This is a genomic window from Corallococcus sp. CA047B, from assembly GCF_003612065.1.
GTDB classification, from domain to species: domain Bacteria; phylum Myxococcota; class Myxococcia; order Myxococcales; family Myxococcaceae; genus Corallococcus; species Corallococcus praedator.
Genome location: NZ_RAWD01000034.1, coordinates 1 through 21,664, shown reverse-complemented (window position 1 = coordinate 21,664; position 21,664 = coordinate 1). Strand labels below are relative to the sequence as shown.

Sequence of the window (21,664 nt, the reverse complement as noted above, 5' to 3'; positions counted from 1 at the left end):
ACGGAGGGGAAGTCGGGGTGCTATGAGTCCCGGCGCTGTCTGCCGTTACCGGCCCCGCCTGCCTGTTCCCGTCAGGCTTTGTGTCTCCCCGGCCGTCCCGACACCACCTTTCAATCCGCCTGGGGGAGGCGCGGGGCCGTGCGCCCTTCGTGGGCTCCCTCCGGCATGCCGCTTGGAGCCGTATGTCCCCGTTTCGTTCCATCCGCTGGTCGCGTCTTGCCGCGGGTGTCCTTGCCTCCCTGTCCCTGACGCTGGGCGGGTGCGCCACGCTTCCGGCCCGTGGGCAGGTCGTCATGCGCGACGTGTCCTTCCCCCTGCGGGACTTCCGCATGGCGTCGGGGTTGCGCGTGGTGGTGGAGCACGACGCGCGCTCGCCCGTGGTGGCGGTGGTCGCGGTGGTGGGCGCGGGCGGCTCCAGCGATCCGGGCGGTCGGGAGGGACTGGCGCACCTGGTGGAGCACCTGGCCTTCCGCTCGCACCCGGCCGGGACACCGTCGGCGATGGCGCGGCTGGAGGCCGCTGGCGCGGGCCACTCCAATGCCTCCACCAGCCTGGACTTCACCGCCTACGAAACGCTGGCCCCCAAGGAGGCGCTGGCCACCCTGGTGAAGCTGGAGGGGCAGCGGCTTTCGGCGCCCATCGCCGGCATCAGCCCGGAGGTGTTCGCGGTGGAGCGCGAGGTGGTGCGCAACGAGCTTCGCCAGCGCAACGAGACGGGCTACGTGGGCCAGGTGTTCAGCTGGCTGCACGCGGCGTCCTACCCCGCGGGGGACCCGTACTCGCGGCCGGTGGTGGGCTCGCATGAGTCGCTGAGCGCCCTCACCCTGGCGGACGCGCAGCGCTTCGCGCGCACGCACTACCGCCCGGAGAACGTCACCCTGGTCATCGCCGGGGACGTGGACCTGGCGGAGGTGGAGTCCATCCTCGCGCAGAACCTGCCGCCCGCGTGGGTGGGCACCGGCGCCCCCCTGGCTCCGGACACGCGCCTGCCCGCGAACCCCATCGCGCCCGTCGCCGTGCCGGTCCCGAAGAAGATGCCGGTGTACGAGGCCGCCGTGCCGACGCCGGAGCTGTACCTGTCGTGGGTGCTGCCCCGCGGCTTCGACGAGGCCAGCGCCGTGCACGACTTCGTGGGCGTCAGCCTGGACAGCGGCCTGTGGGAGTCCATGCGCAGTGACGGCGACATCGCGGGGATCAGCACCGGGCTCGTGTCCGGGACCCGCGCGTCGCTGCTCATCGTGCGCGTGCAGTTGACCCATGGCGAGCACCCGGAGCGCACGGCGGAGAAGGTGCTGGACCAGGTGCACAAGACCTGGAACCAGGAGATCAACGCCGGTGGCGTGCTGGGGCAGGAGTTCAACTTCCAGTCCCTGCGCCGTCAGGTGGTGACGAGCATGGCGCTGGAGTCGGAGCGCCTGCTGGCGCGCACGAAGCGCCGCGCGCTGCTCACCCACTTCACGCTCGACGTGCGCTCCTACACGCGCTCGCAGATGGCGCTGATGGGGCTGGGCGGCGGCAAGGTGACGGACTTCGCCTACGAGTGGCTCCAGCGCGGCCGGGCGCACGCCATCTTCGTGAAGCCGGGAGAGAGTGGCGTTCCCAAGACGGTGGGTCCGCTGGCGAAGGTTGCCGGGGAAGAGGCCGCCCCGGAGACGGGCCACCGCGTCACCCCGTCCATGCTCACGGCCACCTCCGGCCCCGTGCAGGTGCTGAAGCTGGACAACGGCATGGAGGTGCTGCTCGCGCCCCGGCCGGGCCTGCCGGTGGTGCGGGTGGGCGCCGCGATGGGCGGCGGGACGGCGCATGGCGAGAAGCCAGGCGTGGGAGACCTGGCCACCTGGGGCGCCTTCCGCGAGACCTACTTCGAGGGCCACCTGAGCGACTGGGGTCTGCATGGCGGCTCCCGGGCCGCGATGGATCACGTGCGCGTGGACGTGGCCGGCACGGCGGGCAACGTGGGCAACATGCTGGCGATGCTCACCGAGCAGCTCGCCACCACCCGTACCTCGGAGGACATCGTGCGCCTCATGCGCGAGCAGGTGCTGCCGTGGCGCGAAGCGGTGGACACGCGCCCGGAGGTGGTGGCGCACCGGGAGCTGATGCGCGCGCTCTACGGCGTCCATCCCTACGGCGACGAGGCGACCGGCGCCCAGATGGGACAGGTGTCCTGGTCCGAGGCGCAGTCCTGGCTGGAGGACGTCTACCGCCCCGGCAACACGGTGGTGGTGGTGGCCGGTGAGTTCGACGTGAAGGAGGTCGAACCCCTGGTGCGCAAGTACCTGGGCGACTGGAGCCGGGGCAAGCCCCAGCCCGTGGGGGTGCCGCCGGCGCCGGCGCTGCCCGCCGCGTCCCCGCGCGTGAGCACGCTCTTCACCGCCCGCCCCGGGGCCACGCAGGGTCAGGTCCAGATGGCCTGCCGGTTGCCCACGGCGACGCCGGAGCTGGAGGCGGAGTACGCGCTGATGGCGGAGCTGCTGGAGGTGAGGGCGTACCAGGAGACGCGTGCCGGGACGGGGGCGTCCTACGGCTTCGGGGCCAGGCCCTTCATCGCCCGGGGCGGCGCGGCGCACCTGCTGGTGGCGGGCATGCTGGACGCACAGCGCATGGAGGAGGGCATCGGCGCCCTGCGCTCGACGCTGGCGGGGTTCGCGAAGGACGTGTCGGCCGCGGACCTGGAGCAGGCCCGGTCGCGGCTGCTCGCGCAGCAGGCGGTGTCCTTCATCACCACGAATGAGTGGGTGGACGCGCTCCTCACCGCGCGCGTGCGCGGCTTCCCCGTGGAAGCGGTGGCCCAGCGTCCCGCGCACCTCCAGGCGGTGACGGCGGACCGGCTGAAGCAGGCGTTCGACGGGTGTCTCCAGCGCCTCGTGGTGAGCGTCACGGGAGATGAGGCCCGCAGCCGCGCCGCGCTCCAAGCGGTGTCGGTGCCGTAGGCCCTCCGTCACCTCGCGCAGGCACGACGTTCCAGCCCGAGCGGAGACGGCCACCGGGTGACCGGGGGGAAGAGACGACGGGGCCAGGTCTCACGACGCGGCCCCGTCACCCCGGCGTGGAGGGTCGCGGCGCCTTCGACGGCGTCAGCGGGAGCCGCTGCCGCCGCTCGCGCCGTGCATCACGGCGTGCACGCTGAGCAGGCCTCCCACGGCGCCCGCGAAGCCGCCGGTGGTGATGAGGGCCTGCGCGAAGCGATGCAGCTCATCCGCGCTGGAGATGTGGGAGAGGCCCGTGGCGCGCAGGGCCTCCTCGAGGACGACGGGCCCTCGTGCGGGCCCCAGCACGGAGTTCAGCTTCGCGACCGCGATGCCGTGCCAGTCCTTGGATTGGGCATTCATCGCGAGGCGGACTTCGCTTCGAGTTCCGCGGCCCGCTGTTCGGCGGCGAGCTTCTCCGCGCGCAGGCGGACCAGCGTGGCTTCGGTTTCCCGCGCCTGCTTGCCCACTTCCAGCAGGAGCGCCTCGGTGCGCTCGCGGGCCTCGCGCTGCTCGTGGATGTTCGTGTTGGTGCCCAGCCACTGGAGGATGTGGCCGTTCGCGTCCCGTTCGGGCACCGCGCGCGCCAGGTACCAGGCGTACTGGCCATTGGCCAGCTTGAGGCGGAACTCGACCTCGTAGCCTTCACCCGTGCGGAGCGCGGTCGTCCAGCGCTCGATGGCCAGGGGGCGGTCCTCCGGGTGCAGGACGTTGAGCCATCCCTCGGAGAGGAGGGTGTCCAGCGGTACGCCGAACTCGATGACGGCCCGGGAGCTCACGTAGTCCAGCAGGCCGTCCGGCTTCGCCGTCCACACCTGCACCGGGATGGTCTCCGCCAGGAAGCGGTAGCGTGCCTCGCTGGTGCGCAGGGCCTCCGCCGCCCGCCGCTCCACCGTCAGGTCGCGGACCTCGATGAGGGTGCCCACCACTGCGTCCGCTTCCCGCAGCGGGCTCACGGTGAAGGCGACGGGATGGAGCTGGCCGTCCTTGTGGACGAAGACGTCCTCGCCCCGCTCGCGCGTCTGCTTCACCAGGGCCCGGGCGAGGGCGCTGTCCTCGCTGGAGGAGCGCCCTTCCGGGGACGGTGGGCGCACCAGGTCAGACAGTGACAGGCCGCGCGCGATGACCTCCGCGAGCGTGCGGCCCGTGAGGGCTTCCGCCGCCGCGTTCATATAGGTGCAGCGCAGCCGCGCATCCGTCATGAACAGCGCGAGTTCGACGCTCTCCGCGAGGGTGCGCACGACTGCGTTCACCTCCGGCGGGGCCAGGGAGGCAATGGAAGGACTCGGGCGGGGCGGAGTGGGGGGCACTCGGTCGACTCACTTCGAACAGCAGGGGGGTGACTCACTGTATGCGGATGGCCGCGAAACACCACCGCCGCCTCCAGGCGGAAGAATGTCCGGGGCCGTAGGAACGACCCGGCCCGACGCATGCGTCCGTATGAGGAGCATGCGAGCCACGAGCCTCCGTCGAATCCGAATCCTGTTGGGCGCGCTGGTGGGGCTTGCGGCTTCCGCCTGCCAGGAAACCGAGGACCTCCCGGCCCCGTGTGACGGTGCGCCCGGACAGGGACTCCTCCGGGCATTCGAGCACTGCACGCCGTCATCGCGCGTGGAGCCACGCGCGAACTTCGGAGGACTCAAGGTGCGCAAGGTCTCCGGACGCACCCTGGTGCTGGAGACGGCCCGGGACGTGGAAGGTCGCGCGAGCCGCCGGCTCATGGTGCGGGACGCAGGCGGCGCGGTGCTCTGGCACCTCGATGAAGCGGCCGGGGAACACTTCAGCGACTTCACCGTGCACCCATCCGGAGAGGCCACGCTGGGCGTCGAGCGCACCGACGCTGCGAGCGGTGCGTTCGACCTCGTGCGCCTGTCGGCCGAAGGGCGGGTGCTGTCACGCCAGCCGCTGCCCACGCCCGCGACGGTGCCGCCATCCGACCTGGATGGCACCCTGCTCCCCTCCCCCTTCCGCATGAGGTCGCTGTGGGTGGACGCACTCACCGACGGCTGGCTGCGCACGGAGGCGCGCGGCGAGGACGTGGCCGTGGCCTTCCTGTCGCGGGTGGCCGTCGAGGAAGGCGCCGCCGACACGCAGCAACTGGCGTCGGGGGTGATGACGCTCCAGTGGGCGGACGGGCACTACCAGGAGCAGTGGACGCGCGTCGTCGACGGGCGCCACTCCACGCAACCGGCGGCCTGGGCCTACGACGAGTTCCGCTGGCGTGAGGCCACGCTGCGACCGCTGCTCGCGGTGGACGGCGATGGACGGCTGGTGGTGGGCCGCACGTGGAACACGTCCCGCTGTCTGGCCGCGAGCCGCACGTTCAACGAGTTCACGAGCCTGCACTGCAAGACGGGCGACGACGTCACCTCCACCGTGGACACCGAGCGCCAGCCCTTCGCCGTGACGACCTTCACCCCGGCGGGTGCCCGCACGGGAACGCACGTCTTCGTCCCTGCCCACGCGGCGGAGTTCGTCGTCTTCGACATGGCGGTGCGCGAGGGAGAGCTGGCGCTCGCCGGCACGGTGGTGACGGAAGGAGCGGACGGCACGGTGGGGTACTACCCGGCCACGCCGGAAGCCCCGGCCCTGATGACGCCGTATGACGGCTATCTGGGCGTGCTGTCGCTCGACACGGGCGCCCTGCGCTTCGAGCACCGGGTGGACACGGGCCGCGCGGATCACTTCTCCGCGCTGCGCTGGACGGACGCGGGGCTGCTCGCGGTGGGCGGCTCCGGTTGGGACCGGTGGTACGGCGGCATGAGCATCTCCCGCGGCGCGGGGGCGCTGCTCACATTGGCCTCTTCCGATGGACAGACGGTGCGCACGCAGCACGCGGGCCCCGAAGGACAGGACCGTCACTTCCACCTGCTGGGCGTGGACGCGGACGGGGACTCGCTGGTGGCCGTGGGGCTCGCGGAGGCGCCGATGACGCACTCGGGAGACGGCGGGAACACGGCGGCCATGACCTTCGGTGGGCTCACCGTGGAGCTGCGCTGAAGCACGACGGAAGACAGGCGACCCTCAAAAACAGATGGGCCGCCACCACCTCCTGCCCCATCAGCTCCTGCGCATGCGGTGCCGCGTCCAGCTCAGCGCCACAGGCCAACAGCAGGCCCGCCATCAGGGCCAACAGACCCTTCGTCATCCCGGTCATGAGCCTTGTCCTTGTGTTCCAGTCTTCCGCCCAAAGCGGGCCTGTGTTTGTTAATACGGGAGGAGGATGGCACTCAAAACCCGGCGCGCCTTCGGCCTACACTGCCGCGCATGACGACCTCCGCCTCCGACGCCTCGCGGCTGCTGGACCTGCTGTGGGAGCGCTATGCCTCCGAAGTCCCCTTCGCGCGCACCTTCGTGGCGCTGTCGGGGGGACGCTTCCGCAACGACCACGTCGCGTTCCGCACGCTCGCGCGGCCCGGGGGTGGCATCGCCCTGTTCTCGCGGGTGTTCGAGCGGTTCGGCTGGCGTCCGGCGGGGACGTACACCTTCCCGGATGCGCACCTGTCCGCCATCTATCTGGCCCACCCGGACGGGCTGCCGCGCGTCTTCCTCTCGGAGCTGAAGTCGGAGGAGCTGTCGCCTCGGGCCCGCGAGCTGCTCGCCGCGCTCCCGGTGGATCCACCGCTTCCGGAGGACGTGGAGTCGCTCGCGGCGTGGTTCTCACCGCCGTCGCCGCCGGAGGAGGCCGCGCTGCTGGAGCTTGAGAAGGAGACGCAGTACGGCGCGTGGCTGCTCGCGTTCGGCCGCAAGGTGAACCACTTCACCGGGGCGGTGGACGACGTGGAGGCATGGCAGCGGCGCATGCGCGAGGCGGGGGTGCCCATGAAGACAGACATCGAGGGCGCACCCGGCACGTCGCTTCGCCAGACGGCCACGCACGCGTCCCCCCTGCCCCTCCAGCTCCGGGGCGGTGGCACGCGCACGTGGCCCTATGCGTACTTTGAAATCGCCCAGCGCACGGGGGGCTTCGACGGCTTCCTGGGCCCGCAGGCCCGCGCGCTGTTCGACATGACGAAGCGGAGCTGAGGCTCGCGGCCCGGGAGAGATTCGGGGGAGGGGTGGTTCCCCCGGACCGCGAGGCCTTGTGAAAGCCAGTGGCGACCGCCGCCGCGCTCGCAGCGGTCGGGCAGGCTCACAGTGCCCGTCCGCGGTGGTGCGCGTGAGCGTGCCGCCCGTGGGCCAGGGGCACACGTCGCGCGAAGGCCGGACGTATGACTCCACGAATGGCAACTACGAGAAGCACGGGGTGGTGCTCCAGCTCGAAGCCGTGTGGTGAGCCCCACCGCCTGTCCGCTGCGTGATGGAGGCCTCTCCCCGTGGGGCGGGGCCTTCAGGCGCGTCCCTGGCGACACCTGCTTGCGCGGGTGGAAGCCGCGTCCCCACCTTGCGCACGAAGAACTCACGACAGAGGAGGCTCACCGTGCCCATGTCCAGACTTTCGCTGGCCCTCGCCGCATCCGCGGCGTTGTGCTTCTCCGCAGGCTGTTCCAAGCAGGGGATGCACAAGTCCGAATCGAAGCAGGCGACGTCCTCGTCAAAGGACCCCAACTGCCCCATGTCGGTGCCGGGCGCCCAGGTCAGCACGCAGGAAACGTCGGACGGCGTGGCGCTCATCTTCACCACGTCGGATCCATCCCAGGTGACGGACCTCCAGATGCGAGGCCGGAAGATGATGGTCGCGCAAGCCCAGCACGCGCAGTCGGAGACGCCGATGGACATGGCGCAGGCGGAAGACCTGGGCGTCAGCTCGACGGAGGAGATGGACGGTGTGGATGACACCGGCACCGGTGGCGGTGGTTCCAAGGGCTCGGCCGGAGCCCCCACGGTTCCGTCGCGCGCGATGGTGCAGGACACCGCGAACGGCCTCACCGTCACCTACTCCGCCGACGACGGGATGCAGAAGCGCGAGCTCATCGACCAGGTCAACGAGACGGCCCGTCAGATGAAGGGCGGCCACTGCCCCGGCATGTAGCCACGCGCAGGTCACCGGGACGGCGGGGAGCTGCCGTCCCGGTGGGAGGCCCTACCGGACGAACACGACCGTGAGGTTGTTGCTCGGCATCTCCACCACGCGCTCCCGCGTGAGCCCGTGCCGCAGCGCCTCGGCGGTGACCGCGCCCAGTTCGCGCACGCCCCAGGCCGCGTCACGGGCCTTGAGCGAGGCGTCGAAGGCGAGGTTGCTCGGCGCGGTCTGCGTCCCCTCCACGAAGTAGGGCCCGTACAACACGAGCCGTCCCCCCGGACGCAGCACCCGGCCCGCGCCCCGCATCAACCCCTGGCAAGCCGCCCAGGGCGCGATGTGGATCATGTTCACGCACAGCATCGCGTCCGCGTGCTCCACCGGCCACGCGTCGGAGCTCGCATCCAGCAGGCGCGCGGGCAGCAGGTTCGGCGTCCCCGCCTCCACGCGCCACGCGTCGATGCTCTCCAACGTCTGCGCATCTCCATCCGTCGGCTGCCAGCTCAGCCCCGGAAAGGCCCGGGCGAAGAACGCCGCGTGCTGGCCGGTGCCGCTCGCCACCTCCAACAGGACGCCGGACGCGGGCAGCACCTCCTTCAGGACGGCGAGGAGCGGTTCGCGGTTTCGCTCGGTGGCGGGGGCATGGCGCATCATGACCGACGGTCTTCCACACCCGCGCGCATGAGGGAAGGCCGCACGCCCCGTGCCAGCCCCACCCGATGCGCGGCGAACCGTCCAGGTCCTGTCGGTCCACCAGCGGACAGGCAGCCGTGCGGATTTGAAAGACAGCCCCCCTTCAAGACAGCTCCTCGCGGAAGTTTGCACCCATGGGCGACGTGAACAGAGGACGTGCGGGAATTCCGCAACAGTCCTTCGTCCTTCCCGACAACTTCCTGCGAAAGCGAGAGCGCCGTCGGCTCTCGTGGACGTCTGTCTCGCATCACCATCCAGTCTGGAGTGACCTTGAAGTTCTTCAATCGGAATGTTTCACGCATGCTGTGCTCGGTTTCCCTGCTCGCGCTCGCGAGCTGTGGGCCGCAGGATTCGGGCACCTCCTCGCTTCCCGAGCAGACCGGACAGGACGGCGTCACCGCCGGGGTCGGCACCGCGCGGCAGGCGGTGTCCACCATCGCCTACCGCAGCAGCAGCACCGCGAGCGTGGTCTCCAACACCTCGCTGACGCTCGCGAAGCCCGCGGGCACCGTGGCGGGGGACGTGCTGCTGGCGCGCATCGTCAACCGCAACGTCGTGACCGCGGTGGCCACGCCGCCCGCGGGCTGGACCTTCCTGCGCTCGGACCAGAGCGCTTCGCAGATCAAGGCGTGGGTCTTCTACAAGGTCGCGACCGCGTCCGAGCCCGCCAGCTACGCCTTCACCCTGGACTCAGCCAGCGCCAGCCACCTGGCCGGTAGCATCTCCGCCTTCTCCGGCGCGAACCCGACGAACCCCATCGACGCGCAGACGGGCCAGAAGAACGGCAACAGCGCCAACCTCGACACGCCCGCGCTGTCCACCAGCACCGCCAACGGCGTCGCGGTGTGGTTCGGCTCGCAGCTGTGGTCCGGCACCGCGTGCCCGGCGAGCCCCCTCGTCCCGCCGACGGGCTTCACGGAGCCGTTCGACACCTGCCACGCGAACAGCACCGGCATCCTCTACGACGTCGCCTACAAGGCCCTGGGGGCCGCGGGGGCGCAGGGCGCCTTCAACGGCACCTCGCCCTATCCGAACACGAACATCGCGCAGGTCGTGGCCCTGCGTGAGGCGGGCGCGACCGTGTCCTGCTCCGTGGGGGACACCTTCGCCACCACGTACACCACCCAGGGCACCGTGGCGTCCACCGCCATCGTGGAGCCGTCGGGCCTGGCGGCGAGCCGCCTCACGCCGGGCGTCGTCTACGTGCACAACGAGGACACCACCGCCATCGTCGGCATCAGCACGGCGAACGCCGCCACCCTGGGCACGTTCAACGTGTCCAACGTGACGCCCGCGGACTGGGAGGACGTCGCCACCGGCCCGTGCCCCACCGGCCAGTGCATCTACATGGGGGACATCGGCCGCTCGAGCGCCAACTTCCCCACCCCGCCGTCCACCTTCGCCGTCTACCGCATCCCGGAGCCCAATATCGGCGCGGGCCAGACGAGCGGCGACCTCACCGCGACGGCCTTCCCCTTCCAGTACCCGGACTCGCCCAAGGACGCGGAGACCATCATGGTCCACCCCACCACCGGCGACATCTACATCGTCACCAAGTCCTACGCGGGCGCGAGCAAGGTCTACAAGTTCCCCCAGCCGCTGCCGGCCCCGGGCGTCATGTCCACGCTCGTCTTCGTGGCCAACATCCAGCTGCCCACCACCACGGACACCAACTACGCCGCGGCCACCTCCGGCAACATCCACCCGTGCGACAACCGCTTCCTGCTGCGCACGTACCGCAAGGTGTATGAGTTCCGCGCCGCCCCGGGCGCCGCCTTCGAGACCGCCTTCGCCGCCACCCCCGTCTCCCTGACGGACACCGTGGAGGGCCAGGGTGAGGCCATCGAGTACGACCCCACCGGCACGGCCTATTACACGATGAGCGAGTCCCCCTCGCCCTTCCGACTCAAGCGCGTCGTGCGCCAGTAGCCACAATCGCAGCCATCCCTCCTCCGAGGGTCCAGGGCCGCGTCCGGGTCTCCACACCGGGCGCGGCCCCTCGTGCTTCATGAGACATTCCGGAAGTTTCGCGCGGGAATGGAATTGTCGCTTTTACTCGTTTTTCACGTACAATCGCAGTCATGCGATTCTTCCGAACGGGTTTCGTGCGCGCCTTCGCGCTTGCGTCCATGGTCTGTGCCTGCGGTCCGCAGGAGGGCGCCCCTGGCGGTGACGTGCCCTCCAGCGAGGTCTTGCTCGGGGAGGCTCGCGCCGCGGCGGTGACGGGCCACCGGGCCTTCCGGGTGATGACGTACAACGTGCGGGGGCCGCTGGACACGGGGGTGCGCGCGTGGCCCAACCGCAAGGCGGCGGTCATCCAGCGCATCCTCGCGAACAACGCGGACGTCATCGGCGTGCAGGAGGCGCAAGCGCCCTCGGGTGGGCCCAGCGTGCCGGCGGACCTCATCGCGGGGCTCACGGGCACGGACAAGCCCTACGGCGTCTACAACCCCGGAGGCGGCAGTCCGAAGCTCATCTTCTTCAAGAAGAGCCGCTTTGAAATCGCCTCCGAGGTGGGCCAGGGCAACGAGGCGCTGATCAACCCCTACAGCGCCAGCGCGACGTGCTTCAGCCACGCGGAGGGCAAGAAGATCTCCTGGGTGGGCCTGCGCGACCTGACCTCGGGGCAGGTGTACTTCGTGGCGAACACGCACTTCGCCTACGCGGCGGAGTGTTCGCTGGGACGGTTGAGGGAAGCGGCGCAGATGGCCTCGTTCCTGGCCTCGAAGCCGGGCGGCCTGCCCGTCATCGCGATGGGCGACTTCAACGCCGATGCCCAGGGACAGTCCACGCCGGGGGAGACCACCCTGGAGGACCTGGAGGCCGGGGCGAAGCTGTTCCGCACCGCGCGCTTCGACGGCACGACGGGCGAGGACGACGCCACGTTCAACAACGCCTGGGACGGCACGCCGTCCACGAACTACTCGCGGCTGGACTACATCTTCCACAACGGGGGCGCGCTGACGTCGTCCGCGCCGGGCATCGACCGGACGGAGAGCGGTGGCAACACGCCGTCGGACCACTACCCGGTGCTCGCGACCATCCGCCCCGCCATCTTCTCCGCCGGCTCCACCTTCTCCCCGACGCCGTCGGGCGCGTCCGCGTCCACGCAGTTGTTCTTCGCGGACGTCACCGGGGACGGCTGCGCGGACCGCATCACCTGGAACTATTCGGTGGGCGAGGGCGAGACGTGGGTGGCGAAGTCGAAGTGCGACGGGGGCTTCGCGGCGGCGGTGAAGAACGCGGGCGCGACGAGCGGCGTGGCCACCACGCGCTTCTTCTTCGCGGACGTCACCGGGGATGGGTGCGCGGACAAGGTCCTCTGGCGGCCGACGCTGGGGGACGGCGAGGTGCGCATCTACCCGTCGAAGTGCGACGGGACCTTTGGCGACCGCGTGTCTGTCTTCCAGGCCGCCAGCCAGAGCGAGTCCACCCGGCTGTTCTTCGCGGATGTGACGGGGGATGGGTGCGCGGACCTGTTGCGCTGGAACCCGAAGGAGCGGAGCGGCGCGTTCGAGACCTTCGTGGCGAAGCGCGGCGCTTCGCCCTCCTTCGGCGCGGCGGTGCGGAGCACGGAAGGAGCGAACACCAGCGAGGGCACGCGCGTGTACTTCGCGGACGTGGATGGGGATGGCAAGGCGGACCGCGTGCTGTGGAATCCCGACCAGGACGGGGGCCGCACGCGGGTGTACCGGTCCACCGGCGCGGGGGCCTTCGCCTTCGCGTTCGCCCACGATGCGGGCACCAGCGGAGTGGACACGACGCGCCTCTACTTCGCGGACGTGGACGGGGATGGCAAGGCGGACAAGCTCTTCTGGCGTCCCACCTTCCGCCAGGGCCGGATGCAGATCTACCCGAGCGCCGGCACGAACTTCGCGGGCAGCCCGGTGATGGACAATACCGGCTACAGCGGTTCGGAGAATGCCGCCTTCTTCTTCGCGGACATCGACGGTCGGGGCGGCGCGGACAAGGTGTACTGGAACCCCGGCAACTACGACGGCGACACGAAGGTGTTCCGTTCGCTGGAACCGTGATGTGAGGCAGCCAGGAGGCCGGACGCCCTCCAATGGCTGTCACAGGCGAGGGAGAGACAGGTCCAGCAAACGCATCCGTCCTGCACCATGGACATGGCCCCGAAAGGGATTGCGCTTCTGCCTGGCACGGTTCACCGTTCCGACCGTGCTCTCCCTGCGCGCCATTGTCCTGTTCGCCGTCCTCGTCTCCGCGTCCGTCCAGGCCCAGGCGCCCGTGGCGGCCCCGCCCCGCTCGTACCTGCTGCGCCCAGCGCGCGTCTTCGATGGCACCACGCCCAGGCCGCACACGGGTTGGACGGTGCTCGTCACCGGTGAGCGCATCGTCGCGGCCGGGCCCGCGCAGGGCGTGAAGGTGCCCGAAGGCACGGAGGTCATCGACCTGCCCGGGACCACGCTCCTGCCCGGCCTCATCGAGGGCCACTCGCACCTGTTCCTGCACCCGTACAACGAAGCAACTTGGAACGACCAGGTCCTCAAGGAGTCCCTGGCGCTGCGGGTGGCGCGGGCCACGAACCACGCGAAGGCCACGCTCCTCGCGGGCTTCACCACCACACGGGACCTGGGCACCGAGGGCGCGGGCGACGCGGACGTGGGCCTCAAGCAGGCCATCGACCAGGGCATCATCCCGGGCCCGCGCATGATCGTCACCACACGCGCGCTGGTCGCCACCGGCAGCTACGGCCCCAAGGGCTTCGCCTCCGAATGGGCAGTCCCCCAGGGCGCGGAGGAAGCGGACGGCGTGGACGGATTGGTTCGCGCGGTGCGCGGACAGATGGGGCGCGGCGCGGACTGGATCAAGGTGTACGGCGACTACCGCTGGGGCCCGAATGGCGAGGCCCTGCCCACCTTCTCCCTGGAGGAGATGCGCCTCATCGTGGAGACGGCGAGGAGCGGCGGACGTCCGGTGGCGGTGCACGCCAGCACGCCGGAGGGCATGCGGCGCGCGGTGCTGGCCGGCGCGGAGAGCATCGAGCACGGCGACGACGGCACCCCCGAGGTCTGGAGGCTGATGGCGCAACGGAGCGTGTTCCTGTGCCCCACCCTGGGGGCGAGCGACGCGATGCTCCAGTACCGGGGCTGGAGGCGGGGCGTGGACCCCGAGCCGGAGTCGCTGAAGAAGAAGAACGCGGGCCTCAAGGCCGCGCTGTCCGCGGGCGTGCCCCTGTGCGTCGGCGGGGACTCCGGTGTGTTCGCGCACGGGGACAACGCGCGGGAGCTGGAGCTGCTCGTGGCCCAGGGCGTGACGCCCGCACAGGCGCTCCAGGCCGCCACCTCCGGCAACGCGCGCATGCTGCACCGGGAGGACCGCATCGGACAGGTGAAGCCCGGCCTCCTCGCGGACCTCGTCGCCGTGGAGGGAGACCCCACGCAGGACATCTCCGCCGTGCGTCAGGTGCGGTTCGTCATGAAGGGCGGCACGCTCTACCGGCGTTGAAATCCAAGGCGCGGCCTCAAGGCCTCGCACGCGATGCGCGGGCAAGCGCGCCGTCCAGGAGCCCCGCGAGCAGCAACACCGGCGCGGCCAGCACCGCGCCGAACCACGCCAGTGCATAGAGCAGTCCCAAGCCCGCGCCCCCGGCGCCGCCCACCACGGTGCCGGACAGCACGCCCACGTACTGGCGGCCTCCGGCCAGGTGCAGCAGCAGGAAGACCGCGAAGGTGCCCAGCGCGAAGAGCACGAAGGGATGGCGCATCATCGGTGTGCCTCCAGGCCCGGCTGCGTCATGGCCAGACGCCAGAGCGGGCCCTCCACGAGTGAATACAGCAGCACCGCGTCCGCGAGCAGGTTGCCCGCTGCGAAGCGCAACCCGGTGTCGTCCCGCACGGGAAAGGCCGCGAAGTGGAGGCTGGTGAGGAGTCCGTGCAGCACCTCCTCATCGTCGAACGCCGCCGCCCCCACGAGCGCCAGCCCACTGGAGCCCGCGTTCGCGTTCACCCATGGAATGGTCGGCCCGGAGTCGATGTCCTGGACCGCCTCCCCGTCCACCGGCCACTCCGCCGCCCACGCGAAGCCAAGCGCCTGCCCCATCAAGGCCTGACGGGCCCGCTGGTACTGCTCGCGTGCGAAGTCCGCGTCCACCACCTGGAGCATGTGCGCGGCCAGCCACAGCGTGGAGCCCTCCGGTCCGTCCTTCATCACGCCGTCGTAGGTGAAGCTCGACACGAGCAGGCCATGCTTCGCCTCCATCAGGTGCTCGCGTGCGGACGCCACCCACCGGCGCAACAGCGGGCCGTGGTCCCGGCCGTCCACGACATCGGACAGGCGCAGCGCCGCGAGCGCCACCGTGTTGCAGAAGGTCCAGCCCTCGTCGGGATAGCTCTCCCCCGAAAGCACCGGAGCGCGTTCCAGTTGGCCGTTGATGAGGTCCACGCGCTCGCGCAGCAGCGGGGCGTAGTCCGCGCGGGGCTCCACCAACTGGCGGGCCGCGAGCATCAACGCCAGCTCCCCATCCACGAAGAGGCTGCGTCCCGCCGGATCACGGAAGGGAGCCCCGTGCACATAGGGCAGGAAGAAGGCCTCATGGGCCCGGCGTTCGTCGCGCAGCGTCCGCGTAATCCACGCATCCACCACCGCCAGGTGCTCTGCCTTCCGCGAGGGCTCCGACAGCGCGAGGTTCGCGAACGAGAGCACGGAGAAGGTGCGCACCATCAGGTCCCACTCCGGGTTGGTGCGGTGGAGCACGTCCCGCTCCACGCTCTCCTCCTGGAGGGAGAACACGCGCTGGCGCGAAGCCAGGGCTCCAGCGAGTCCCGACAGGTCACCGGGCAGGAACACCTGATGGAGCAGGGGAAGCCACACCACCACGGCCAACACCAGGAGGAGTCCGCGTCGCATGCCCGGAGTGTCCGTCCCCGGGCCGTCCGGGTGCGGGCCTCCGGGCCCAGCGGTCGAACGCGTGGGACGAACGGTCGCCATGTCCCAACTTGCTGGCCCCGGGTGTCTCAACAGCCATACCGCGCTGGACCTCCGCACCACGCTCGAACGATGTCCCAGTCCGCCCGGCTCCGGTGTCTGATGAGGCATGCTCGGATACGTCTGGAAATCGGTCACGGTGGGGGTCTTCCTCGTGGGGATGGGGGCGGTCCTTCCGCCTTCGGCGCGCGCCTGTGTCGCGCCCAACTGCCTGCGAGGGGTCCGCTTCCCGCTCCCACCGGACGAAGGAAGCGTGCCGGCGAACCTTCCGGGGCTGGTGGTCGTCCCACCGCTGCTGGAGAGCGTGGACCCCGCCACCGTCCGGCTGCTCCTGGCGGATGGAACCCCGGTGCCCGCGACCGTGACGGCGGGCGCCCACTCGACCCAGGTCCTGGTCCCGGAAGCACCGCTGGTGCAGGGAACGGAGTACCGCCTGGAGGCGACGGGCGTCTGCACCTTCCAGGGCACCCAGCCCGGGTCGCAGACCTTCACCGCGGGCACGGCCCTGCCGCTGCCCACGGCGCTGGGGACCCTGACGGCGGAGACTCCGCGCCGGGGAACCTTCGCCGTCTACGGAACTCCGAACTGTGGAAACACGCAGCAGGAGGGTGACTCCACCAGCCTGCGCTTCACCCCGTCACCGGAGCTGGTGCCGTTCCTGCCGTGGGTGAGCTGGACCGTGCAGGTGGATGGAGAACCCTGGTCCTACGCGAAGCACGGCGGGGTGACAGCGACGGGTGAGGAGAACTTCGACACCCGCCTGTACGAGTACAACCGCAGGCTGCTCTTCCTCTACACCGTCTGCGAAGAGCTCCAGCCCCAGGTCCCGAATACCGGCCTCACGCCCGGCCGCCACCGGGCCACACTCCAGGGAACGCTGGAGCACGCCAACCTCACGCTGCCGCCGTTGCACGTGGACTTCGAGCTGAAGTGCGCCGAGCAGCCGGTGGACCCCGAACCGGAAGAGCCGGAGCCGGAGGAGCCCGGCCCTCCTGCCTCCAGTGACGGGTGTTCACAGACTGGAGGAAGCCTCACCGCCCTGGGTCTCCTGGCCACGCTCCGACTCTGGCGACAGCGCACGCCGCGGCCGTGAAGTCAGAACGGGGGCGAGCGTTCTCGGCACATTCTACCCGGGTATAATTGACGCTCATTTATACCCGGGTAATCCGAGGCCTTCCGCGAGCTGTCCACCTGGGCCGCCGGGGGACACCTCGTCTGCGCCGAGACCCTCGCCGAGGGACTGGAGCAAGCGCCCACGGCCCTGCGGGGCCTGTTCGAGGGCCACAACCTGGGCAAGCAACTGGTCCGCATCGCGGCACCGGGCTGAGCACCGGGGCCGCGCTTGGACGACCAGCGGGCGGATGTGCTTCGCTCGCTCGCGCCCTCCACCCACGCCGGGAGCCACGAATGAAAGTCCAGACGATGCTGACCACCGTCCTCGCCGTCGCCGCGAGCACCGCGGAAGCACGTGACCCCGCGCAGGACGAGCGCGACCTGCTCAAGGTCGAAGCGGCCCTGTGCCGCGCCTTCGAGTCCGGCGATGCCGACACCTTGCGCAAGAGCCTGGACAAGCAATTCATCCTCACGGACTCGAAGGGTACCGTGACGAACTTCGACCAGAACCTCGCGGAGGTGGTGAAGCGCGATCCGGTCTACGAGGTCTTCCGCAACCACCACCAGAAGGTCCGGCTGTACGGCGACGCCGCCGTCGTCACCGGCATCACCACCCTCAAGGGCCACTCCGGCAAGACGCAGTTCGAGGGCGACTTCCAGTTCACCGACACCTGGGTCCACCGCGAAGGCCAGTGGAAGCTCGCCGCCAGCCACGTGACCCGGTTGTCCAAGCCCGCAGCCACCCCGTGAGCTCCCTCCCCCGCCCATCGCGCGGGCCGGACCGGACGACTCGAAAGGTCCACGCGGGTTGCCTCGCCAACGCCAACGGGCGAGCCTGCGCCGCATGGAGATGCATCAGGTCCGGTACTTCCTGGCGGTGTCGGAGGCACGCAGCTTCACCCGCGCGGCGGAGCGCTGCCACGTGTCCCAGCCCACGCTGACCGCCGCCATCAAGAAGCTGGAGGCGGAGCTGGGCGGGCCGCTGCTGCTGCGCGACCGGGGTGGCGCGAAGCTCACGCCCCTGGGCCGGCTGGTGCTGCCCCGACTCCAGCGCATCGACGACGAGAGCCGGAGCGTGGCGCTCATCGCGGAGAACCACCGCCGCCTGAAGCAGGTGCCCTTGCGCGTCGGGGTGCTGTGCACCATCGGTCCCGCGCGCCTGTCCGGTTATCTGGCGGCGTTTCGCGCCGTGGCGCCCGGGGTGGAGGTGGAGCTCCAGGTCGGCACGCGCGACAAGGTGCTGCGACACCTGGAGGAAGCGGAGGTGGACCTCGTCATCACCCACGCCGCCGCGCCCACGCCCGACTGGTGCGTCATCACCCCGCTCTATGACGAGCGCTACCTCGTCGTGCTCCCTCCCGGCCATCGCCTGGCCGCGCAGGACACCGTGCGGCTGGCGGAGCTGTCCGATGAGCCCTACATCGACCGGCTCTCCTGCGAGATGCGCGAGGAGGTCGGGGCGCTGTGCACCTCTCGCAAGGTGGCGCTGTACGCCAGCTACCGCACCGAGCGCGAGGAGTGGGTGCAGAGCCTGGTCGCGGCGGGCGTCGGCTTCGCCTTCATGCCCGAACACTCGCTGCTGCCCGGCGCCACCACCGCGCGGCCCCTCGTCGAGCCTTCGCTCCAGCGCACCATCTCCCTGCTGCGCTCGGGGGACCGCACCGCGCCGCCGGTCGCGAAGCTCTTCTGGCGCACCCTGCTGGAGAGCGCGGGCCGCCCTCGCCCGGGCACCTGAAACGAAGCGGGGCGCGAGGACCTCCTCGCGCCCGGAATCAAGGCAGCCGGAAAGACGCTCAGCGCTTCACGGCGAGCACGTCCACCTGCTCGATGGCCGGCGGCTTCGCGAGCAGCTCCGGCGCCTGCGCCATCAGGGCCGCGGCCACCTTGCCGCCCAGGTGCGCCTTGCGGCCCGCCTCGTCGGGGAACGTGTCCACGATGCCGAACGTGGTCGGCGACAAACGAATCGCATACCAGTGCAGCGTGGCCGGCTCGTCACGCACGATGGGCAGGCCGCCCTCCAGGAACTTCCGCACATCCCCCTCCTTGCCCGGCTTCGCCTCCAGGATGACCACCAGCGCCTTCTGGTCGGTCGCATCCGGAGTTCCCGGCGCCTTCACCGCGAGCAGGTCCACCTGCTGGATGGACGGGGGCGTCGACAGCAGGTCCGGCGCCTGCGCCATCAGGGCCGCGGCCACCTTGCCGCCCAGGTGCGCCTTGCGGCCCGCATCGTCCGCGAAGGTGTCGAAGATGCCGAACGCGGTCGGACCGAAGCGCAGCGCGAACCACTGCGCCGTCGCCGGCTCCTCGTGGACCAGCGGCAGGCCGCCCTCCAGGAACTTCTGCACGTCTCCCTCCCTGCCCGGCTTCGCCTCCAGGCGCACCAGCAGGCCCACGTGCACGTTCTCCGCCTTCTGCGATTGCGTCGTCGTCGTCATGGATTCACCCGTCGTGCTCTTGGTGGAAGACGCGCAGCCCAGCCCCACCAGGGAGATGGCCAGCGCGAGGAAGGTCATGCGGTACGGCTTCAGGAAGGCATTCATGGAAGGCTCCAGGCTCCAGGGGAGGTCAGGGGCGCTCTGGGCGTCACCGCGTCCGCGACAAGGACACGTATAGTCCTCGCTTCCGGCCACCGTGAGGCCCTGGCGCCAATGGATCGATAGCCATTGCCTATGCACGAAAGCCCTCGGGGCCGCTCCCGGGAATGGCGAGCCCCGCGCCGGCCTCCCGCGCTCAGTCCCCGTCCGTCGCGGTGGCGAGGCAGGCCCCCAGGCGCCGCAGCCCTTCCGGAATGCGCGCGGTCGGCAGCGTTCCATAGCCCAGCACCAGCCCCGGCCGGGCGCGCGGTCCGGCGTAGAAGCGAGAGAGGGTGACGAGTCCCACGTCCGCCACCCGCGCTCGCGCCACCACCTCCCGCTCCAGCTTCAAGCCGCCCCGCCGGAAGGTCGCGCTCAGGTGCAGGCCCGCGACGGAAGGCACGACCTGGAGCCAGTCTCCGCAATGGCGCGCAAGGCCTTCCGCGACGCGCGCATGGCGCTCCTCGTATTCACGCCGCATCTTCCGGATGTGACGCGCGAGCATTCCTCCGTCGATGAAGCGCGCGAGGGCCGCCTGTTCAGCCAGCGGGCTGTGCAGGTCCATCACACGCCGGGCCTGGCGCAGCTCCCGCTGGAGTGACGGCGGCGCGATGAGGAATCCCAGACGCAGCGTCGGGAGCATCACCTTCGAGAACGAGCCCACGTAGAGGACGCGCCCGGAGCGATCCAGGCCATGCAGCGTCTCCAGGGGGCGGCCTCCGAAGCGGAACTCGCTGTCATAGTCGTCCTCGACAATCACCGCGTCGCGAGGCTTTGCCCATTCCAGGAGCGCGCTGCGCCTCGCTGGGGACATGGGCATGCCCAGCGGGAACTGGTGCGAGGGCGTGACATAGACGAGCCGCGCGGAGTCCGGCAGCGCCCGCACGTCGAGCCCTTCCGCGTCGACGGGGACGGGCACGACGCGCGCGCCCAGCGCCTGGAACACCTGCCGCGCGGGGGGATAGCCCGGCTCCTCCACGGCCACGCAGTCTCCCGGCTCGATGAGCACCCGCCCCACCAGGTCGAGCGCCTGCTGCGCACCATTCGTGATGAGGACGTCCTCCACGTCGGCATGGACACCTCGCGCGACCCCCACGTGCCGGGCCACCGCCTCGCGCAGCCCGTGGTGCCCCGCCGAATCCACCACGCAGCCTTCGGGCAGCGCGGCGGCTCGGAGCTGGCGCGTCACCAGCCGGCGCCACGTCTCGAAGGGGAAGCGCTGCGCATCCGGCACCCCGACGTCGAAGTCGTAGCCCGCGAAGGGCCGGCGCTCGGGTTCATCCGGCAGCGCGCGCCAGAAGGCCCGTGCCCGCAGCCGCACCCGGGAGGCCCGCCCTGCCCGGCCGTCCCGGGGAAGAGGCTCGCCCTGGACGAAGCTGCCCGCCCGCGTGCGCCCCTCCAGGAGCCCTTCGGCGGTGAGCCATTCGTAGGCCAGCCCCACGGTGTTGCGGGACACATCCAGGCGCAGCGCCAGCTCCCGGGTGGGCGGCAGCCGCTCCCCCCGGCGCAGGCGCCCGTCGAGGATGGCCGCGCGCAGCCCCCGGTAGATCTGCCCCGACAGGTCCCTGCGGCCCTGGAGGGCGACGTGGAAGTCCATGCGGGATGCTCCCACGGATTGGCCCAGTGGGATTCATCATTCCTGGCCCTGTCACGGGTCCAGGAACAAGGCACCCTGCCGTCATGAACCCATCCCATGACTTCGCATCGCACCCCATCGACTCCGACCGCATGGCGTGGACTCCGATGGGGCCTCCCGGGCTCTCCTTCAAGCCGCTCCGCTTCTTCCGGGACGGCAGTGGCTGGATGTATCTCTTCCGGCTGGAGCCCGGCACCCGCATCCCCCGGCACCGCCACACCGGTGAGGCGCACGGCTTCAACGTCTCGGGCCGCCGCCAGCTCCTCGACACCGGCGAGGTGATTGGCCCGGGCACCTACGTCTACGAACCCGCCGGCAACGTCGACAGCTGGCAGGTCGTCGGTGACGAGCCCGTGGTGCTGCTCATCAACGTGCGCGGCGCCATCGAATACCTGGGCCCGGACGGCGAGGTCCTGGGACGGGTGACGTCCGCGGACCGGCTGGTGACCTACCGGCGCTGGTGCGAGGAGACCGGCTCGGCGTTCCTCGCCACCCTCGAATAGCCCCTCAGGGGACGCGGATGCCGTGGCGCAGGAGCGGCGCCTTCACCTGCGCCTCCACGGTCTCGTGGGTCACCGCGATGGAGTCCTGGGACCTGGGAGGTGACGACGGGGTCTGCGTCCAGGGGGAATCGCTCAGGGTCGCACTCGCGCTTCGCCGGCCCGACAGCTCGCACGGAATGCTACCCGAAGGCCCCGTGACGTGCCATTCCACGCGGTGCCCGAAGTCTTCTTGAAAGGACACGCGACGATGCCCCCCAGGCCCACCCCTC

Annotated in this window: 18 protein-coding genes and 1 pseudogene; 11 read left to right on the top strand and 8 right to left on the bottom strand. The window is 70.7% G+C overall.

Going from position 1 to position 21,664, the window contains the following annotated elements:
• The first annotated feature begins 182 nt into the window (after nucleotides 1–182).
• Nucleotides 183–2,933, top strand: coding sequence for a pitrilysin family protein (locus D7X74_RS08725; RefSeq protein WP_120532463.1), 2,751 nt, complete (start codon nucleotides 183–185; stop codon nucleotides 2,931–2,933).
• Between the two features lie 144 nt (nucleotides 2,934–3,077).
• On the opposite strand, the gene D7X74_RS08720 is transcribed toward D7X74_RS08725, so the two are convergent.
• Together D7X74_RS08720 and D7X74_RS08715 are read right to left on the bottom strand one after the other, a co-directional pair.
• Nucleotides 3,078–3,332: a hypothetical protein gene (locus D7X74_RS08720; RefSeq protein WP_120532462.1), complete on the bottom strand. Its 255-nt coding sequence runs from the start codon at nucleotides 3,330–3,332 to the stop codon at nucleotides 3,078–3,080.
• Nucleotides 3,329–4,210 carry a PAS domain-containing protein gene (locus D7X74_RS08715; protein ID WP_120532461.1) on the bottom strand — a complete coding sequence of 294 codons (882 nt, stop codon included), beginning with the start codon at nucleotides 4,208–4,210 and terminating at the stop codon, nucleotides 3,329–3,331. The genes D7X74_RS08720 and D7X74_RS08715 overlap by 4 nt, the downstream gene beginning before the upstream one ends.
• 403 nt (nucleotides 4,211–4,613) lie before the next feature.
• Between D7X74_RS08715 and D7X74_RS08710 the strand changes: the two genes are divergently transcribed.
• The 3 genes from D7X74_RS08710 to D7X74_RS08700 all read left to right on the top strand — a co-directional run bounded on the left by D7X74_RS08710 (nucleotide 4,614) and on the right by D7X74_RS08700 (nucleotide 7,941).
• The gene (locus tag D7X74_RS08710; RefSeq protein ID WP_147446507.1) at nucleotides 4,614–5,969 is read left to right on the top strand and encodes a hypothetical protein; all 1,356 of its coding nucleotides are present in this window, start codon (nucleotides 4,614–4,616) and stop codon (nucleotides 5,967–5,969) included.
• A 267-nt stretch (nucleotides 5,970–6,236) separates the two neighbouring features.
• Complete coding sequence (locus D7X74_RS08705; RefSeq protein WP_120532459.1) at nucleotides 6,237–6,995, top strand: DUF1338 domain-containing protein; 759 nt, start codon at nucleotides 6,237–6,239, stop codon at nucleotides 6,993–6,995.
• 400 nt (nucleotides 6,996–7,395) lie between these two features.
• The gene (locus D7X74_RS08700; protein WP_120532458.1) at nucleotides 7,396–7,941 is read left to right on the top strand and encodes a hypothetical protein; all 546 of its coding nucleotides are present in this window, start codon (nucleotides 7,396–7,398) and stop codon (nucleotides 7,939–7,941) included.
• Between the two features lie 51 nt (nucleotides 7,942–7,992).
• Here D7X74_RS08700 and D7X74_RS08695 read toward each other — a convergent pair whose 3' ends face one another.
• The gene (locus D7X74_RS08695) at nucleotides 7,993–8,583 is read right to left on the bottom strand and encodes a DUF938 domain-containing protein (protein ID WP_120532457.1); all 591 of its coding nucleotides are present in this window, start codon (nucleotides 8,581–8,583) and stop codon (nucleotides 7,993–7,995) included.
• 339 nt (nucleotides 8,584–8,922) lie between these two features.
• Between D7X74_RS08695 and D7X74_RS08690 the strand changes: the two genes are divergently transcribed.
• From D7X74_RS08690 to D7X74_RS08680, 3 genes are all read left to right on the top strand, one after another.
• On the top strand, nucleotides 8,923–10,551 hold the full coding sequence (locus tag D7X74_RS08690) for a cell wall anchor protein (RefSeq protein ID WP_233595343.1): 1,629 nt from the start codon (nucleotides 8,923–8,925) through the stop codon (nucleotides 10,549–10,551).
• A 152-nt stretch (nucleotides 10,552–10,703) separates the two neighbouring features.
• Nucleotides 10,704–12,656: an FG-GAP-like repeat-containing protein gene (locus D7X74_RS08685; protein WP_120532455.1), complete on the top strand. Its 1,953-nt coding sequence runs from the start codon at nucleotides 10,704–10,706 to the stop codon at nucleotides 12,654–12,656.
• Nucleotides 12,657–12,801: 145 nt separating this feature from the next.
• On the top strand, nucleotides 12,802–14,091 hold the full coding sequence (locus D7X74_RS08680; RefSeq protein WP_233602028.1) for an amidohydrolase family protein: 1,290 nt from the start codon (nucleotides 12,802–12,804) through the stop codon (nucleotides 14,089–14,091).
• 16 nt (nucleotides 14,092–14,107) lie between these two features.
• Here D7X74_RS08680 and D7X74_RS08675 read toward each other — a convergent pair whose 3' ends face one another.
• Nucleotides 14,108–14,353 (bottom strand): hypothetical protein, encoded by a 246-nt coding sequence (locus D7X74_RS08675; RefSeq protein WP_120532454.1) that lies wholly within the window; start codon nucleotides 14,351–14,353, stop codon nucleotides 14,108–14,110.
• A complete protein-coding gene (locus D7X74_RS08670) occupies nucleotides 14,350–15,492 on the bottom strand; it encodes a hypothetical protein (RefSeq protein ID WP_120532453.1) in 1,143 nt (380 codons plus the stop codon). The genes D7X74_RS08675 and D7X74_RS08670 overlap by 4 nt, the downstream gene beginning before the upstream one ends.
• A 331-nt stretch (nucleotides 15,493–15,823) precedes the next feature.
• On the opposite strand from D7X74_RS08670, the gene D7X74_RS08665 reads away from it, so the two are divergent.
• The 3 genes from D7X74_RS08665 (at nucleotide 15,824) to D7X74_RS08650 (ending at nucleotide 18,418) form a co-directional block, all read left to right on the top strand.
• Nucleotides 15,824–16,663, top strand: coding sequence for a hypothetical protein (locus D7X74_RS08665; RefSeq protein WP_233595345.1), 840 nt, complete (start codon nucleotides 15,824–15,826; stop codon nucleotides 16,661–16,663).
• A 314-nt stretch (nucleotides 16,664–16,977) separates the two neighbouring features.
• Entirely contained in the window at nucleotides 16,978–17,433 is a 456-nt protein-coding gene (locus D7X74_RS08655; RefSeq protein WP_120532451.1) for a nuclear transport factor 2 family protein, read from the top strand.
• 94 nt (nucleotides 17,434–17,527) lie between these two features.
• Entirely contained in the window at nucleotides 17,528–18,418 is an 891-nt protein-coding gene (locus tag D7X74_RS08650) for a LysR family transcriptional regulator (protein WP_120532450.1), read from the top strand.
• A 370-nt stretch (nucleotides 18,419–18,788) separates the two neighbouring features.
• On the opposite strand, the pseudogene D7X74_RS45225 reads toward D7X74_RS08650, so the two are convergent.
• A pseudogene (locus tag D7X74_RS45225) lies at nucleotides 18,789–19,118 on the bottom strand (putative quinol monooxygenase); the annotation flags it as partial.
• A 295-nt stretch (nucleotides 19,119–19,413) separates the two neighbouring features.
• On the bottom strand, nucleotides 19,414–20,853 hold the full coding sequence (locus D7X74_RS08640; RefSeq protein WP_120532449.1) for a PLP-dependent aminotransferase family protein: 1,440 nt from the start codon (nucleotides 20,851–20,853) through the stop codon (nucleotides 19,414–19,416).
• A gap of 83 nt (nucleotides 20,854–20,936) precedes the next feature.
• On the opposite strand from D7X74_RS08640, the gene D7X74_RS08635 reads away from it, so the two are divergent.
• Nucleotides 20,937–21,395, top strand: coding sequence for a cupin domain-containing protein (locus D7X74_RS08635; RefSeq protein ID WP_120532448.1), 459 nt, complete (start codon nucleotides 20,937–20,939; stop codon nucleotides 21,393–21,395).
• Between the two features lie 4 nt (nucleotides 21,396–21,399).
• Here the strand turns inward: D7X74_RS08635 and D7X74_RS08630 are convergent, their stop codons facing one another.
• A complete protein-coding gene (locus tag D7X74_RS08630) occupies nucleotides 21,400–21,636 on the bottom strand; it encodes a hypothetical protein (RefSeq protein ID WP_120532447.1) in 237 nt (78 codons plus the stop codon).
• Between the last annotated feature and the right edge of the window lie 28 nt (nucleotides 21,637–21,664).